Genomic DNA, 14,809 nt, shown 5'->3' with positions numbered 1-14,809 from the left:
GCATGAGCCGCAAGTACAGGTCAACGGCACCCCGGCCCTGGTGTTCGAGAACGGCACCCGGGTGCCGGGTGCCATCGGCGGTGACCAGATCGAGAAGCAGCTGGCCAGCGGCCAGAAGTCCTGAACGGACGGCCCCCGCGCGGGGTCGCCCCTCGAAAAAGCCTCACGCGGCGGTGGCGGCGATGTCACACCGCCGCCAAAGATCAGCCGCTGACGCCACAATGGCGGCTCATGAACGCGACCAATCCTTCCGGCGTGGTGCACCACGTCGCGCCGCCGATGCCGGCAGAGCCTCCCCTGCGGGCGCGCCAGTATGGCCATGCAGGGCTCATTCCCTTCATCGTCGGCACCCTGCTGCTGTGGCTGGTCTACCCGGACCTGCAGCCCTGGGTGGCACTGGGCCTGGCCGCCTACGGTGCGCTGATCGTGGCCTTCCTGGGGGGCATTCACTGGGGGCTGGCGATGGATTCGCATGCCAGCGGGCAGCGCGCCTTCGGCTGGGCCATGGTGCCGCCACTGGTGGCCTGGCTGGCCCTGGTCATGCCGGCCCATGCCGGGCTGGTGGTGCTGGGCGTGATGCTGGTGGTCTGCTATCTGGTGGACCGCCGGCTCTACCTGGAAAAGGGCATGAGCGCCTGGCTCACCCTGCGCTTTCGTTTGACGGTGATCGCCGCCCTGTGCTGCTTCCTGGGTGCCGCGGGCACCTGAGGCCTCCCTCCCTTTCTCGCCCCACCTGCGCATGATCCACTTCCGCATCGACGTGGCCGACGTGGCCACCCACCGCTACCGCGTCACGATGACCGTGCCGGCCCCGGCGGCCGAGACCGTCGTCAGCCTGCCGGTGTGGATCCCGGGCAGCTACATGGTGCGCGAGTTCGGTCGCCACCTCAGCCGCCTGCAGGCGCGCCAGGGCAAGCAGGAGCGCCTGCCCGAGCAACTGGACAAGACCAGCTGGCGCCTGCGCTGCGAGGGGCGTGCCGCCCTGGTGCTGAGCTACGAGGCCTATGCCTTCGACACCTCGGTGCGCACCGCCTTCCTGGACGACAGCCGCGGCTTCTTCAACCCCACCAGCCTGTGCCTGCGGGTGCACGGCCGCGAGGATGCGCCCCAACAGGTGCAGATCGGCAGCCTGCCCAAGGGCTGGGACGTGGCCACCGGCATGGCCGCAGTGGAAGGCAGCCGGCACCTCTACCAGAGCGCCGACTACGACGAGCTGGTGGACCATCCCTTCGAGCTGGGCACCTTCTGGCGCGGCCAGTTCGAGGCCGGCGGCGTGCCGCACGAGTTCGTGGTGGCGGGGGCCTGGCCGGGTTTTGACGGCAAGCGCCTGCTGGCCGACACCCAGCGCATCTGCGCCGCCCAGATCGCCTTCTGGCATGGCCGGCGCAAGCCGCCCTTCGGCCGCTACGTCTTCATGCTCAATGCGGTGGAGGACGGCTACGGCGGGCTGGAGCACCGGGCCAGCACCGCGCTGATCGCCAAGCGGGCCGATCTGCCGCGCCAGGGCATGGGCAGCCCCGTGCCCGAGGGCTACATGACCCTGCTGGGGCTGATCAGCCACGAGTACTTCCACACCTGGAACGTCAAGCGGCTCAAGCCCGCCGAGTTCCTGCACTACGACTACACCCGCGAGAACTACACCGAGCTGCTGTGGTTCTTCGAGGGCTTCACCTCCTACTACGATGACCTGATGCTGGTGCGCGCCGGCCTGCTGGACGCGCCGCGCTACCTCAAGCTGCTGGCCCGCACCCTCAACGGCGTGATGGCCACTCCGGGCCGCAAGGTGCAGAGCGTGGCCGAAGCCAGCTTCGACGCCTGGGTCAAGTACTACCGCCAGGACGAGAACACGCCCAACAGCACGGTGAGCTACTACACCAAGGGCTCCCTGGTGGCCCTGCTGCTGGACCTGCGGCTGCGCCAGGCCGGGTCTTCGCTGGACGAGCTGATGCGCGGGTTGTGGGCCGACTGCCTGGCCAGCGGCCTGAGCGAGGCGGCCGTGCTGGCCGCGGTCGAGCGCCTGGGCGGCGCCGCGCTGGCGGCCGATCTGCGCGACTGGGTGCATGGCCACGACGACCTGCCGCTGGCGCCGGCCCTGGCGGCCGCGGGCATCCAGGTGGGCCAGGAGCCGCCCTCCTGGACAACCGCCCTGGGCCTCAAGCTCAGCGAAGGCCCGGTGACCGGCGTGCAGGTCAAGTCGGTGCTGGCCGGCAGCGTGGCGGCCCGTGCCGGTCTGTCGGCCGGGGACGAGCTGTTGGCGGTGGACGGCTGGCGCATCCGCCGGCTGGACGATGCGCGGCAGTGGCTGCCGCCCGAGCCGGCGCCCTTCGAGCTGACCTTCGTGCGCCAGCAGCGCCTGCGCAGCCTGACGCTGCGCCCGGAGCCGGTGGTGGCCGACGTCTGGACGCTGGCCCTGGGCGAGCGCCCGGCGGCCAAGGCCCTGGGCCTGCGCAAGGCCTGGCTGGGCCGCTGAGACCCTTTTCACTGATGCGCCGGTAGAGCAGGTGAGGGACAGCAGTCGGCGTCGGTGGCCGTCCTCGTGGCGGCGATCTGTGGCGCTGGGCCTGCTGGTCATCCTGGTGAGCGTCTTGCACCTGCTGGTGGTCCAGCGGGTCTGGCAGAGCCGCCTGGGGGCGGGGTCTGCCGACAAGCCTCCTGCGCCCATCGATGTCGCCTTCGTTCAGGCGCTGGCCCCCGCGCTGCCACCGGTGGTGGCGGCCGCCGCGCCGCCCCGGCCCCGCCGCGCCGCTCCGGCGGCTCCCCGGCGGGCGGCCTCGTCCCCGGAGGTGCCGGCGTCCGCGCCCGAGCCGGCCGCTTCGGCCCCGCCGGATGAGGCGCCCGGGCCGGTGGATGTGGTGCAGCGGGAGCCCGAGGTGCCCGCTGCGGAGGGGGCCGAGCCGGCCTCGGCGGCATCCGCTGCCGCCAGCCCGGCCTCGGCGGCCAGTGCCGCCCTGGCCTTCGATTGGCCGCCGTCCACCCAGCTGAGCTACACCGTCAGCGGGAGCTACCGCGGGCCGGTGGAAGGCTCGGCCAAGGTCGAATGGCGGCGCCAGGACAGCCACTACCAGGTGCGTGTCACCGTGGGTGTGGGGGCCGTGGTGGAGCGGCGCATGCTCAGCGATGGCGAGCTGACCCCGGACGGCCTGAAGCCGCACCGCTACGACCAGGAAACCGACATCCCCCTGCGGGGCACCCAGCGTGAGACGGTGCGCTTCGACGGGGACACCATCACCCTGGCCAACGGCAAGACAGTGCCCACGATGCCCGGGGTGCAGGACGCGGCCAGCCAGTTCGTGCAGCTCACCTGGTACTTCCTGACCCACCCGGCGCGGCTTCAGCCGGGCCAGGAGGTGTCCTTTCCGCTGGCCCTGCCGCGGCGCGTCGGCAGCTGGCGCTACCAGGTGCTGCCGCCCGAGCCGATGGCGCTCAAGGTGGGCGCCCTGTGGGCCTACCCGCTCAAGCCCCTGCCGGGCACCTTCAAGCCCAACGAAGTGGCGGTGCAGATGTGGATCGCCCCCACCCTGCAGTACCTGCCGGTGCGCATCACGATGAATTGGCGCGACGAGGCCATGCTGGACATGGTGCTGGACGGCGCGCCCCTGCAGGCCGCGCATTGAGCGTCATATAGTCGGTTCATCATTCCCCAAAAAAACCGAGAGGACGACACCATGAGCTATGAATGCATCCTGACCGAGGTCCGGGGCGAGGGCGCGCGCAAGACCGGCCTGATCACCCTGAACCGGCCCAAGCAGCTCAATGCGCTGAACGGGCAGCTGATGGACGAACTGGGCGCGGCGCTGCTGGCCTTCGAGGCCGACGAGGGCATCGGCTGCATCGTCATCACCGGCAGCGAGAAGGCCTTTGCGGCGGGCGCGGACATCGCCGCCATGGCCACCCTGGGCTACATGGAGGCCTACACGGGCGGCTTCATCACCCGCAACTGGGAGACCATCCGCCAGGTGCGCAAGCCGGTGATCGCCGCGGTGGCCGGCTTTGCGCTGGGCGGTGGCAACGAGCTGGCCATGATGTGCGACATCATCCTGGCTGCCGACACCGCCAAGTTCGGCCAGCCCGAGATCAAGCTGGGCACCATCCCCGGGGCCGGTGGCACCCAGCGCCTGCCGCGCGCGGTGGGCAAGGCCAAGGCCATGGAGCTGCTGCTGACCGGCCGCATGATGGGCGCCGAGGAAGCCGAGCGGGCCGGCCTGGTGGCCCGCGTGGTGCCGGCGGCCAGCCTGCTGGACGAAGCCCTGGCCGTGGCCGCCCAGATCAACGAGCTCTCCGGCCCCAGCCTCATGATGATCAAGGAATGCGTGAATGAGGCCTACGAGAGCGGCCTGTCCACCGGGGTGCGCACCGAGCGCCACATGTTCCAGTCGCTGTTCGGCACCGAGGATCAGCGCGAGGGCATGGGCGCCTTCCTGGAGAAGCGCAAGCCGGTATTCCGTCACCGTTGAGGGGTCGCCCGGGGGTGGTCGGCACACGACCCCCTCAATTCAGGCCGGGTGTGGTCGATAACTGACCTCAACAGAGACCGAGACCTGGAAGATACCAGCCATGCCGGCCGCCCAAGACACCCTGGAAAACCCCAGCCTGACCCCTTCCGCCGCCGCCGCGGCCGCACGCCCTCGGGTGGCCGCGGAACTTCGGCAGGTCAGCCTGGAAATGCCGGACGCCTGCGAGCGGCTGGAGTACGTTGGCAAGATGACCGAGCGCGCCGCCAACCGCGTGCTCGAGTCGGTCGACGAGGCCAAACCCCTGTGCGAGAAGCTGATCAGCCGGGGTGACGAGCTGGTCGAGGTGATGCGCCGCCAGGCGGAATCCCCCGAGATGGATGTGGCCCGCGCACGTGCGCTGATGCGCATGTGTGCCGATTACGTGGCCAGCACCACCGATTTTGCCCGCCAGCAGAACGAGCACCTGACCACCATCCTGCTGGCCCAGGACTTCCAGGACCTGTCGGGCCAGGTGATCAAGAAGGTCACCGACATCCTGCTGCGGGCCGAGGCCGAGCTGCGCCACGTGGTGGAGGAGCTTCCGGCCGCCGGGGTGGAAGAGACCTCGACCGAGGATGGTCATCAGCTCGAGGGCGTCCAGGTGCCCGACCGGGCCATGCAGCAGGAAGACGTGGACGACCTGCTGGCTTCGCTGGGCTTCTGAGCGCGAGGGCGCAAGGGCCCGTCAGACCGGTTCAGGGCTGCAACCAGACCGGCGGCTGACCGGCGATCAGGCGGGCACGCCGATGGCCCGTGTCGCCCAGTTCCAGCCAATCCATTTCCAGCACCTGGGCCTGCACCACCGCGAAATGCTCGCGCGCGGCCAGGCCGCTGGGGGCTGCGTCGGTGGGGCTGCCCGGCGGCAGCGGCGCCAGGTAATCCTGGGCGGCGGGCGTGGAACGCAGCCGCGCCCAACGCGAAGAGACCGCCAGGCCGCTGGCCTGCACGCGGCATTCCACCTGGATGCGCAGCTGCCAGCTCAGCTCGGGCGACCACATCACCAGCACCCCGCGGGGCTGGGCCCTGAGCTGGCCCACCTTGGGGGAGCGCGCGTCGGTGAAGAAGACCAGGTGCTCCTGGTCGGGATCGACCTCGCGCAGCACCACAGTGCGGGCATCGGGCAGACCGTCGGCTGAGACGGTGGCCAGGCTGGGGGTGCGCCAGGGATGGCCGCGCAGCTCGGCGGCCAGAGCCAGCTCACGCCACAGCTGCTGGTGCAGCGTGGTGCTCACAGGCGCGGCGGATGGTGCGCTGACAGGGGCGGCCAGGGCGGCGGACATGCCGCCAGTGTGTCAGAACGGCGCAGTGCCGCCCACGGGATTTGCCCGCCCCCGGGGCGCGGGGGCAGGGCCGCCAGACCTTCCGGCGCAGGGCCGGCGTCTCAGACTTCCCGGCGCAGCGCCGGGAAGAGGATCACGTCGCGGATGCTGGGCGAATCGGTCAGCAGCATCATCAGGCGGTCGATGCCGATGCCGCAGCCGCCGGTCGGGGGCATGCCGTACTCCAGCGCGCGGATGAAATCGGCGTCGTAGTACATGGCCTCGTCGTCGCCGGCTTCCTTGTTGGCCACCTGGGCCTGGAAGCGGGCGGCCTGGTCCTCGGCGTCGTTCAGCTCGGAGAAGCCGTTGCCGAACTCGCGGCCGGTGATGAACAGCTCGAAGCGCTCGGTGATGGCCGGGTTGGCGTCGCTGGCGCGGGCCAGCGGGCTGACCTCGACGGGGTAGTCGATGATGAAGGTGGGCTGCCAGAGCTGCTCTTCCACCGCGGCCTCGAACAGGCCGAACTGCAGCTGGGCCAGACCCCAGTGCTTGGGCGGCTCCTCGCCCAGCTCCTTGAGCTTGGCGTGCACGGCCTCGGCCGAATCGGCCTCGGCCTCGCTCAGGCCGGCGTACTTCACCAGCGAGTCGCGCACCGACAGGCGGGCGAAGGGCTCGTCCAGGTGGACTTCCTTCTCGGCGTAGGTCAGGCGGGCCGAGCCGGTGGCCGCGCGTGCGGCGTGGCGCAGCAGGGCCTCGGTGAAGTCCATCAGGTCGTGGTGGTTCCAGTAGGCCGCATAGAACTCCATCATCGTGAATTCCGGGTTGTGCCGGACGCTGATGCCTTCGTTGCGGAAGTTGCGGTTGATCTCGAACACCCGCTCGAAGCCGCCCACCACCAGGCGCTTGAGGTACAGCTCGGGCGCGATGCGCAGGAACATCTCCTGGTCCAGCGCGTTGTGGTGGGTGACGAAGGGCTTGGCGTTGGCGCCGCCGGGAATCGGGTGCAGCATCGGCGTTTCCACTTCCAGGAAGCCGTGCTCGACCATGAAGTTGCGGATCGAGGCCACGCCCTTGCTGCGGGCGATGAAGCGCTTCTTGGCTTCCTCGTCCATCATCAGGTCGACATAGCGCTGGCGGTACTTCTGCTCCTGGTCGGTCATGCCGTGGAACTTGTCCGGCAGCGGGCGCAGGCTCTTGGTCAGCAGGCGCACCGAGCTGGCCTTGACCGACAGCTCGCCGGTCTTGGTCTTGAACAGCGTGCCTTCGCAGCCCAGGATGTCGCCCAGGTCCCAGCGCTTGAAGGCGGCCAGGGTCTCGGCGCCCACCATGTCCTGGGTGATGTAGAGCTGGATGCGGCCGGTGGCGTCTTGCAGGGTGGCGAAGCAGGCCTTGCCCATGACGCGCTTGAGCATCATGCGGCCGGCCACGCTGACGGTCACGCCCTGGGCTTCCAGGGCCTCGGCCTCGGCGCCATCGTGCTGGTGGTGCAGGGCGGCGGCGCGCTGCTGGGGCTTGAAATCATTGGGGAACACCGCCTGCCCCGCCTCTTTGGCCGTGGCGCGCAGCTCGGCCAGTTTCTCGCGACGCTCCGCGATCAGCTGGTTGTCGTCGGGCGAGGGCAGGGAGATGTCGGTGCTCATGGGCGCAAGGGGTTGCGGTGGTGGAGGGGCCGGGAGTGTGGGTTTTCCGGCGGCAAGCCCTCCATTTTAGGCCGTGGTGCCATCGGGGCGCCCGGCCCGGCGCCTAAAATTGGCGGTTTTGATCGCTGCCCCGACCGGCCGCAGGGCCTGTGCGCCGGGGTGCTCGTCCATGCATCGTCACATTGCCGTTGTCGGCCTGGGCTACGTTGGCCTGCCGGTGGCCGTGGCCTTCGGCCGCCAGCACCGCATCGTCGGTTTCGACATCAACCCCACCCGCGTCGCCGAGCTGAAGGCCGGTCATGACCGCACCGGCGAGGTCGCCGACGCCGACCTGGCCGCGGCCGACATCCTCTACACCGACCAGGTGGCCGACCTGCGCCGCAGCGACTTCTTCATCGTCGCCGTGCCCACGCCGGTGGACCAGGCCAACAAGCCCGACCTGACGCCGCTGATCTCGGCTTCGCGCAGCGTCGGCCAGGCGCTCAAGAAGGGCGACATCGTCGTCTACGAATCCACCGTCTACCCCGGCGCCACCGAGGAAGACTGCGTGCCGGTGCTGGAGCAGGTCTCCGGCCTGAAGCACGGCGTGGACTTCTTCTGCGGCTACAGCCCCGAGCGCATCAACCCGGGCGACCGCGAGCACACCTTCACCACCATCCGCAAGATCGTCTCGGGCTGCGACGCCGCCACGCTGGAGACGGTGGCCGAGGTCTATGCCTCGGTGGTGACCGCCGGCGTGCACCGGGCCAGCAGCATCAAGGTGGCCGAGGCCGCCAAGGTGATCGAGAACACCCAGCGCGACCTCAACATCGCGCTGATGAACGAGCTGTCGGTGCTGTTCGCCCGCATGGGCATCGACACCGCCGAGGTGCTGGCCGCCGCCGGCAGCAAGTGGAACTTCCTGCCCTTCCGGCCCGGCCTGGTGGGCGGCCACTGCATCGGCGTGGACCCGTACTACCTGACCTACAAGGCCGAGCAGCACGGCTACATCCCGCAGGTCATCCTGGCGGGGCGGCGCATCAACGACAACATGGGCCGCTACGTGGCGCGCAACACCGTCAAGCTGATGCTCAAGAACGGGCTGGACGTGCCGCGCTGCCGCATCGGCGTGCTGGGCATCACCTTCAAGGAGAACTGCCCGGACATCCGCAATTCCAAGGTGGTGGACCTGGTGCGCGAGCTGCAGGACCACGGCACCACCGTGGTGGTGGTGGACCCCTGGGCCGACGCCGACGAGGTGCGGCACGAATGCGGCATCACCCTGGCCCGGCTGGAGGACGAAGCCCCCTTCGACGCCCTGGTGGTGGCTGTTGCGCACCGTGAGTACCGCGCCCTGATGCCCGAACAGCTGCGTGCGCTGGTGAAGGGCGACCGGCCCGTGATCGCCGACGTCAAGTCCCTGTTCGACCGCGAGGCCCTGGCCGCGGCCGGCGCCACCGTCTTCCGTCTGTGACGGCCTGAGCCCCGACATGAGCACCCAAAACTTCGCCCTGATCGGCGCCGCCGGCTACATCGCCCCGCGCCACATGCGGGCCATCAAGGACCTGGGCCACACCCTGGCCGTGGCCTACGACATCAACGACTCGGTGGGCATCATCGACAGCCTGCACCCGCAGGCCGAGTTTTTCACCCAGTTCGAGCGCTTCTACGAGCATGCCCAGGTGCTGCGCCGCGACCCGGCCCGTGCGCTGGACATCGTGGCCGTCTGCTCGCCCAACCACCTGCACCACCCGCACATCGCCGCCGGCCTGCGCCTGGGCACCGACGTGATCTGCGAAAAGCCGCTGGTGCCCACGCCCGCCCTGCTGGACGAGCTGGCCCGGGTGGAGCAGGAGACCGGCCACCGGGTCTACAACATCCTGCAGCTGCGCCACCACGACGCCATCCTGAAGCTGCGCGAGAAGGTGGCGGCTGCCCCGGCCGACACCAAGTTCGACGTCACGCTGACCTACATCACCTCGCGCGGCAAGTGGTACGCCGAGAGCTGGAAGGGCGACCCGCGCAAGAGTTTCGGCGTGGCCACCAACATCGGCGTGCACTTCTTCGACATGCTGCACTTCATCTTCGGGAAGTTGCAGGCCAATGTGGTCCACCACAACGGCGAGGCCAAGGCCGCCGGCTACCTGGAGTACGAACGCGCCCGGGTGCGCTGGTTCCTGTCCATCGACGCCAACGACCTGCCGGCCGAGGTGAAGGGCCAGAAGCCCACCTTCCGCAGCATCGACATCTCGGGTGAGCAGCTGGAGTTCTCCGAAGGCTTCACCGACCTGCACACGGTGAGCTACCGCGAGATCCTGGCCGGCCGCGGCTACGGCCTGGCCGATGCGCGCCACTGCGTGGAGACGGTCGACGTCATCCGCTCGGCCGCGGCCCAGCCGGCGGGCAGCCTGGGTCACCCCTTCCTGCAGCAGCTGGCCTGAGGCCCCGCCATGAGCGTCACCATCCACCCCAGCGCCATCGTCGACGAAGGCGCGCAGCTGGGCGAGGGCACGGCCGTCTGGCACTTCAGCCATGTCTGCGCCGGCGCCCGCATCGGGCCGCGCTGCTCGCTGGGGCAGAACGTCTTCGTCGCCAACGACGTGGTGATCGGCGCGGGCGTGCGCATCCAGAACAACGTCTCGGTCTATGACGCGGTGACGCTGGAGGACGATGTCTTCGTCGGCCCCAGCGCGGTGTTCACCAACGTCTTCAACCCGCGCTCGGCCGTGCCCCGCAAGCACGAATACCGCCGCACGGTGGTCCAGCGGGGCGCCACCCTGGGCGCCAACTGCACCCTCGTCTGCGGCGCCACGGTGGGTGAATACGCCTTCATCGGCGCCGGTGCGGTGGTCACCAAGGACGTGAAGCCCTATGCGCTGATGACCGGCGTGCCGGCCCGCCAGACCGGCTGGATGAGCCGCCACGGCGAGAAGCTGGCGCTGCCGGTGGACGAGGCCGCTGACATGGAAGCCGCCTGCCCGGCCACCGGTGAGCGCTACCGCCTGCAAGGCGGTCGCTTGGAGGCCCTTTGACCATGCAATTCATCGATCTGAAGGCGCAGTACGCCGTGCTCAAGGCGGACATCGACGCCGCCATCCAGCAGGTGCTGGACCACGGTCAGTACATCATGGGGCCGGAAGTGGCCCAGCTGGAGACGGCCCTGGCCGCCCGTGTGGGCGTGGGCCACTGCGTCACCGTGGCCAGCGGCACCGAGGCTCTGCTGATCGCGCTGATGGCCCTGGACCTGCAGCCCGGCGACGAGGTCATCACCAGCCCCTTCACCTTCGCCGCCACGGCGGAGGTGATCGCGCTGCTGGGCGGGGTGCCGGTCTTCGTCGACGTCGAGCCCGACACCGGCCTGATCGACGCCGGGCGGATCGAGGCGGCCATCACGCCCCGCACCCGGGCCGTGATGCCGGTGAGCCTGTACGGCCAGGTGCCGGACATGGACGCGATCAACGCCATCGCGGCGCGCCACGGCCTGCCGGTGATCGAGGACGCCGCTCAGAGCTTCGGTGCGTCGTATCAAGGGCGGGCCAGCTGTGGCGTCTCGACCCTCGGTTGCACCAGCTTCTTCCCCAGCAAGCCGCTGGGGTGTTATGGCGATGGTGGCGCGCTGTTCACCGACGACGCCCGCCTGGCCCAGGCCGCGCGGGAGATCCGCGTGCACGGCCAGAGTGCGCGCTACACCCACACCCGCGTGGGCGTGGGCGGGCGCATGGACACGATCCAGTGCGCGGTGTTGCTGGCCAAGCTGCCCCGGCTGGACTGGGAGCTGCAGCGCCGCCGCGAGCTGGGCGCGCGCTACCACGCGCTGCTGGCCGATGTGAACGTGGGTCTGCTGACCGTGCGCGAGGGCCGCGACAGCGTCTGGGGCCAGTACACCGTGACCGTGCCGGACCGGCCGGCCGTGCAGGCCGCGCTGAAGGCGGTGGGCATTCCCACGGCTGTGCACTACCCGCGCCCGCTGCACCAGCAACTGGCCTACGAGCGTTTCGCGCCCGCGGGCGGCTGCCCGGTGGCCGAGCAACTGGCCCAGCAGGTGATGAGCCTGCCGATGAGCCCCGACCTGGGCGAGGCCGACCAGGACCGCGTGGTGGCGGCGCTGGCCGCGGCCGTGGGCCGGCGCGGCTGAGGCCCGCTGCGGCATCCATGGCGTCAGCCCCGCCGGACCACCGCTCGCCCTTGCAGGGGCTGGTGCGCGCCAGCCTGACGCTGGTGGCCGGTGGCGCGCTGGCCCAGGCCCTGCCGCTGCTGCTGGGGCCGCTGCTCACGCGCCTGTTCTCGCCGGCCGATTTCGGCCACTACCACCTGTTCGCCGCGGTGGCCGCCAACTTGGCGGTGGTGGCCTGCGCGCGCTACGAGTTCGCCCTGCCACTGGCGGCCGATGCGGACGAGGCCCAGGCCCTGCGGGTGCTGGCGCTGCGCATCGCGGCCCTGGTGACGCTGGCCAGCGCGCTGGGCGCGGCCGGCTGGTGGGCCTGGAGCCGCGAGCACTGGGTGGTCTGGCTGCCGCTGGCGGTGGCCAGCGCCGGGCTGGTGTCGCTGGCCACGCTGTGGGCCACGCGCGAGCAGCGCTTCAGCGCCCTGGCCGCGTCCCGGGTGCTGCAGTACGGCGGCGCGGCCCTGGCCCAGGCGGCTGCGGGGGCGTTGGGCTGGGGCGTGACCGGCCTGGTGGTGGCGCCCATCGCGGCCACCCTGCTCGCCACGCTGGCGCTGCGCCTGCCGATGGGGAGCGCCGGCCTGCGCTGGGGAACGTTGGCCGCGGTGGCGCGCCGGCACCGGCAGTTCCCGCTGCTCAACACGCCGCATGCCTTCCTGGGCGCGCTGCAGGACACGGCCAGCGTCGCCCTGATCGCGGCCAGCCTGGGGCCGGCGGCGGCCGGCTTCTGGGGCCTGTCGCTGCGCTACCTGAAGGCGCCGGCCACCCTGGTGGGCAGTGCGGTGTCGCAGGCGCTCTATCCCAAGCTGGCCGCGGCCGGGGCGCGGCCCACGCCGGCCGCCCGCCAGGCCCTGCGCCGGGTGATGGCGGCGCTGGCCGTGCTGGCGCTGGCGCTGGTGGCCGGGCTCTGGGGGCTGGCGCCCTGGGCCTTTGCCGCGCTGTTCGGCGAGCCCTGGCGGGCCGCGGGCGAGCTGGCCCGCGCCCTGGCCCTCTACATTGGCCTGCACTTCGTGGCTGCGCCGCTGGCGGTGGTGACCATGGCCTGGCAGGCCCAGGCCTGGGCGCTGCGCCTGGCGGTGGTCGGCCAGGTGGCCTTCGTGGCCGCCCTGGCGGCAGGCCTGCACTGGGGCGGTCTGCAGGGGGCCGGCTGGGCGGTCTCGGCGGCCATGGCCGGCTATTTCGGCTACTACTTCTGGGCCCTGGCCACGTGGCCGGTCATGGGCGAGGCAGAGGACAATCGCGCACCGTGAACTGGCTGAGATCCACCTTCAACCGCTGGCGTCGCCGCTGGGTGCGCGCGCTGCTCTACCGCATCGTCTTCGGCGAGCGTTCGCAGGGGCGGGACCTGCCGCACACCCGCATCTCGCCGGCCGCCTGCATCGAGCAGGAGGACAAGCTGGTGCTGGCCGACCATGTCTACATCGGCCCGTTCAATTACCTGGAGTGCAGCGGCGGCATCACGCTGGGAGAGGGTGTGCAGATCACCAGCCACTGCAGCATCGTCACCCACAGTTCACACCGCGCGGCGCGGCTGCTGGGCGAGGGCTTCGTGCGTTGGCCGTCCTCGGGCTTTGCCGAGCGGCCGGGCTGGGTGGCCGGGCCGGTGGAGATCGGCCCCTACAGTTTCATCGGCCCGCATTCGCTGATCGAGGCCAACACCAGGCTGGGCAAGGGCACGCTGGTGTGCGCCGGCAGCTTCGTGCGCGGCGAATACCCGGATTTCGTCATCCTGGAGGGCCGGCCGGCCCGCGTGGTGGGTGACAGCCGCCGCGCCGACCGCAAGCTGCTGCAGCGCTACCCCGAACTGTTGCCGCTGTACGAGGCCTGGGCCGGCCCGCTGGACGAGGACTGAGCGTGCGCCTGGTGCTGATTGGTGACGGGCAGAGCCCGCACCTGCTCAAGTGGGCGCGTGCGCTGGCACCCCGGGTGGAGTTGTGGGCGATCTCCAGCCGCGGTTTCGACGCTGGCTTCGACGCCCTGGTGCCGCCCGAGCGCCGGCTGGCCCTGGGCACCACGCCGCGCTTCGAGGGCGGCAATGCCGGTCTGCTGCGGGCGCTGCCCACGGTGGTGCGCTGGCTCAAGGCCGCGCAGCCGGACTGGCTGGCGCCGCACTACCTGACCTCGCACGGCACGCTGGCCTGGCTGGCGGTGCGCTTCGGTGGCGTGAAGGCACGCATCGCCGGCTCGGCCTGGGGCTCGGACATCCTGCTGACGCCCGACAAGAGCCCGCTGATGCGCTGGCTGACCCGCCGCGTGCTGCAGGCCTGTGCGCTGACCACCAGCGACTCGCGCCACATGGCCGAGCGCATGCGGGCCCTGGGCGCACGCGAGGTGATGACCTTTCCCTTCGGCCTGGAGGCCTTGCCGCCCTGGCCCGAGCACAAGGACGATGCCCTGTTCTTCGCCAACCGGGCCTTGGAAGCGCTCTACCGGCCCGAGCGGGTGCTGGATGCCTTTGCCGCCATCGCCCGCGACTGGCCCGAAGCATGGCCGGCCCCCCGGCTGGTGGTGGCCCACGACGGCGCGCTGCGCCCGGCGCTGGAAGCCCGCGCGGCCCAACCTGACCTGGCCGGCAAGGTGCAGTTCGTCGGCCGGCTGGATGCCGCGACCCAGGCCGGCTGCTACGCCTGCGCCCGCTGGTACCTGAGCCTGCCGGCCAGCGACTCGGTCTCCGTCTCGGTGCTGGAGGCCATGGGCCACGGCTGCATTCCCATCCTGTCGGACCTGCCGGCCAACCGTGAGCTGGTGGACGACGGCCGCAATGGGCTCATCCTGGCCGAGGGCGAGTTGCCCACACGGGCCCGCCTGGCTCCGCTGGCGGCCCACGCCGATGCGGTGGGGGCGGACTTGCAGGAGTGGGTGGGGCTGCACGCCCTGTTCCCGGCCAGCGTGCAGGCCTATGTGCAGCGGCTCGAACAACTTGGTGGCGCCACACGCGCATGAACATCCTCTACCTGAACCACTACGCCGGCACGCCCGCGCTGGGCATGGAGTACCGGCCCTACTACCTGGCCCCTCGATTCGGCTGCAACCGAGGCAGTCATGCTGAGCTGCGGACGCACTCATGCCGCCGCTCCCAGTAGTTTGCGGCGCACTATCCACGAATTAGCCAGTGCAAACAGCATATGGAATTGCGCCGTATTATTGGCCAGGCCGCGGTAGCGCACCTTGACGTGGCCAAAATGGCGTTCGACCACGCGTTGTATATTCACCGACCGGATCAAAATTTATAAGCTTTTTATGGATTTAGCATGAATGAAGAAATTTGCGATCGAT

General features: G+C 70.5%; 15 protein-coding genes and 1 pseudogene. 13 read left to right on the top strand and 3 right to left on the bottom strand.

The genetic code is table 11. From position 1 onward, the window contains the following. The first annotated feature begins 231 nt into the window (after nt 1-231). From I73_RS07660 to I73_RS26675, 5 genes are all read left to right on the top strand, one after another. A complete protein-coding gene (locus tag I73_RS07660; protein WP_022980078.1) occupies nt 232-708 on the top strand; it encodes a DUF3429 domain-containing protein in 477 nt (158 codons plus the stop codon). A 31-nt stretch (nt 709-739) separates the two neighbouring features. Continuing rightward, the gene (locus I73_RS07655) at nt 740-2,470 is read left to right on the top strand and encodes a M61 family metallopeptidase (RefSeq protein WP_022980077.1); all 1,731 of its coding nucleotides are present in this window, start codon (nt 740-742) and stop codon (nt 2,468-2,470) included. Nucleotides 2,471-2,549: 79 nt separating this feature from the next. After that, nucleotides 2,550-3,614: a DUF3108 domain-containing protein gene (locus tag I73_RS07650; RefSeq protein ID WP_022980076.1), complete on the top strand. Its 1,065-nt coding sequence runs from the start codon at nt 2,550-2,552 to the stop codon at nt 3,612-3,614. 51 nt (nt 3,615-3,665) lie between these two features. After that, nucleotides 3,666-4,454 carry an enoyl-CoA hydratase gene (locus I73_RS07645; RefSeq protein ID WP_022980075.1) on the top strand — a complete coding sequence of 263 codons (789 nt, stop codon included), beginning with the start codon at nt 3,666-3,668 and terminating at the stop codon, nt 4,452-4,454. A 100-nt stretch (nt 4,455-4,554) separates the two neighbouring features. Further along, nucleotides 4,555-5,157 carry a protein phosphatase CheZ gene (locus I73_RS26675; RefSeq protein WP_022980074.1) on the top strand — a complete coding sequence of 201 codons (603 nt, stop codon included), beginning with the start codon at nt 4,555-4,557 and terminating at the stop codon, nt 5,155-5,157. Between the two features lie 31 nt (nt 5,158-5,188). On the opposite strand, the gene I73_RS07635 is transcribed toward I73_RS26675, so the two are convergent. Further along, nucleotides 5,189-5,773 carry a pyridoxamine 5'-phosphate oxidase family protein gene (locus I73_RS07635; RefSeq protein ID WP_022980073.1) on the bottom strand — a complete coding sequence of 195 codons (585 nt, stop codon included), beginning with the start codon at nt 5,771-5,773 and terminating at the stop codon, nt 5,189-5,191. 101 nt (nt 5,774-5,874) lie between these two features. Further along, nucleotides 5,875-7,392: a lysine--tRNA ligase gene (gene lysS, locus I73_RS07630; RefSeq protein ID WP_022980072.1), complete on the bottom strand. Its 1,518-nt coding sequence runs from the start codon at nt 7,390-7,392 to the stop codon at nt 5,875-5,877. Between the two features lie 169 nt (nt 7,393-7,561). Here lysS and I73_RS07625 point away from each other — a divergent pair, with 169 nt between their 5' ends. The 8 genes from I73_RS07625 to I73_RS33125 are packed head-to-tail and all read left to right on the top strand — an operon-like array spanning nt 7,562 to nt 14,616. Next, a complete protein-coding gene (locus I73_RS07625) occupies nt 7,562-8,845 on the top strand; it encodes a nucleotide sugar dehydrogenase (protein ID WP_022980071.1) in 1,284 nt (427 codons plus the stop codon). 16 nt (nt 8,846-8,861) lie between these two features. Further along, nucleotides 8,862-9,812: a Gfo/Idh/MocA family protein gene (locus tag I73_RS07620; protein ID WP_022980070.1), complete on the top strand. Its 951-nt coding sequence runs from the start codon at nt 8,862-8,864 to the stop codon at nt 9,810-9,812. A gap of 9 nt (nt 9,813-9,821) precedes the next feature. Next, nucleotides 9,822-10,403 carry an acyltransferase gene (locus I73_RS07615; RefSeq protein ID WP_026096437.1) on the top strand — a complete coding sequence of 194 codons (582 nt, stop codon included), beginning with the start codon at nt 9,822-9,824 and terminating at the stop codon, nt 10,401-10,403. A gap of 2 nt (nt 10,404-10,405) precedes the next feature. Continuing rightward, a complete protein-coding gene (locus I73_RS07610; protein ID WP_022980069.1) occupies nt 10,406-11,506 on the top strand; it encodes a DegT/DnrJ/EryC1/StrS aminotransferase family protein in 1,101 nt (366 codons plus the stop codon). Nucleotides 11,507-11,523: 17 nt separating this feature from the next. Further along, nucleotides 11,524-12,783: a lipopolysaccharide biosynthesis protein gene (locus tag I73_RS07605; protein WP_022980068.1), complete on the top strand. Its 1,260-nt coding sequence runs from the start codon at nt 11,524-11,526 to the stop codon at nt 12,781-12,783. A gap of 5 nt (nt 12,784-12,788) precedes the next feature. After that, complete coding sequence (locus tag I73_RS07600) at nt 12,789-13,385, top strand: acyltransferase (RefSeq protein WP_026096435.1); 597 nt, start codon at nt 12,789-12,791, stop codon at nt 13,383-13,385. Between the two features lie 2 nt (nt 13,386-13,387). After that, on the top strand, nt 13,388-14,476 hold the full coding sequence (locus I73_RS07595) for a glycosyltransferase (RefSeq protein WP_022980066.1): 1,089 nt from the start codon (nt 13,388-13,390) through the stop codon (nt 14,474-14,476). Continuing rightward, on the top strand, nt 14,473-14,616 hold the full coding sequence (locus I73_RS33125) for a hypothetical protein (RefSeq protein WP_159105862.1): 144 nt from the start codon (nt 14,473-14,475) through the stop codon (nt 14,614-14,616). Before I73_RS07595 ends, I73_RS33125 begins: the two co-directional genes overlap by 4 nt. Here I73_RS33125 and I73_RS32465 read toward each other — a convergent pair. After that, nucleotides 14,596-14,733: pseudogene (locus I73_RS32465) on the bottom strand (IS5/IS1182 family transposase); the annotation flags it as partial. The gene I73_RS33125 and the pseudogene I73_RS32465 overlap by 21 nt on opposite strands. Nucleotides 14,734-14,809 lie beyond the last annotated feature (76 nt).

Origin of the sequence: Ideonella sp. B508-1 (assembly GCF_000333615.1) — a bacterium.
GTDB lineage: Bacteria > Pseudomonadota > Gammaproteobacteria > Burkholderiales > Burkholderiaceae_C > Ideonella.
The sequence above is the reverse complement of the archived record's forward strand: the minus strand, read 5'-3'. Positions and strand labels throughout refer to the sequence as shown.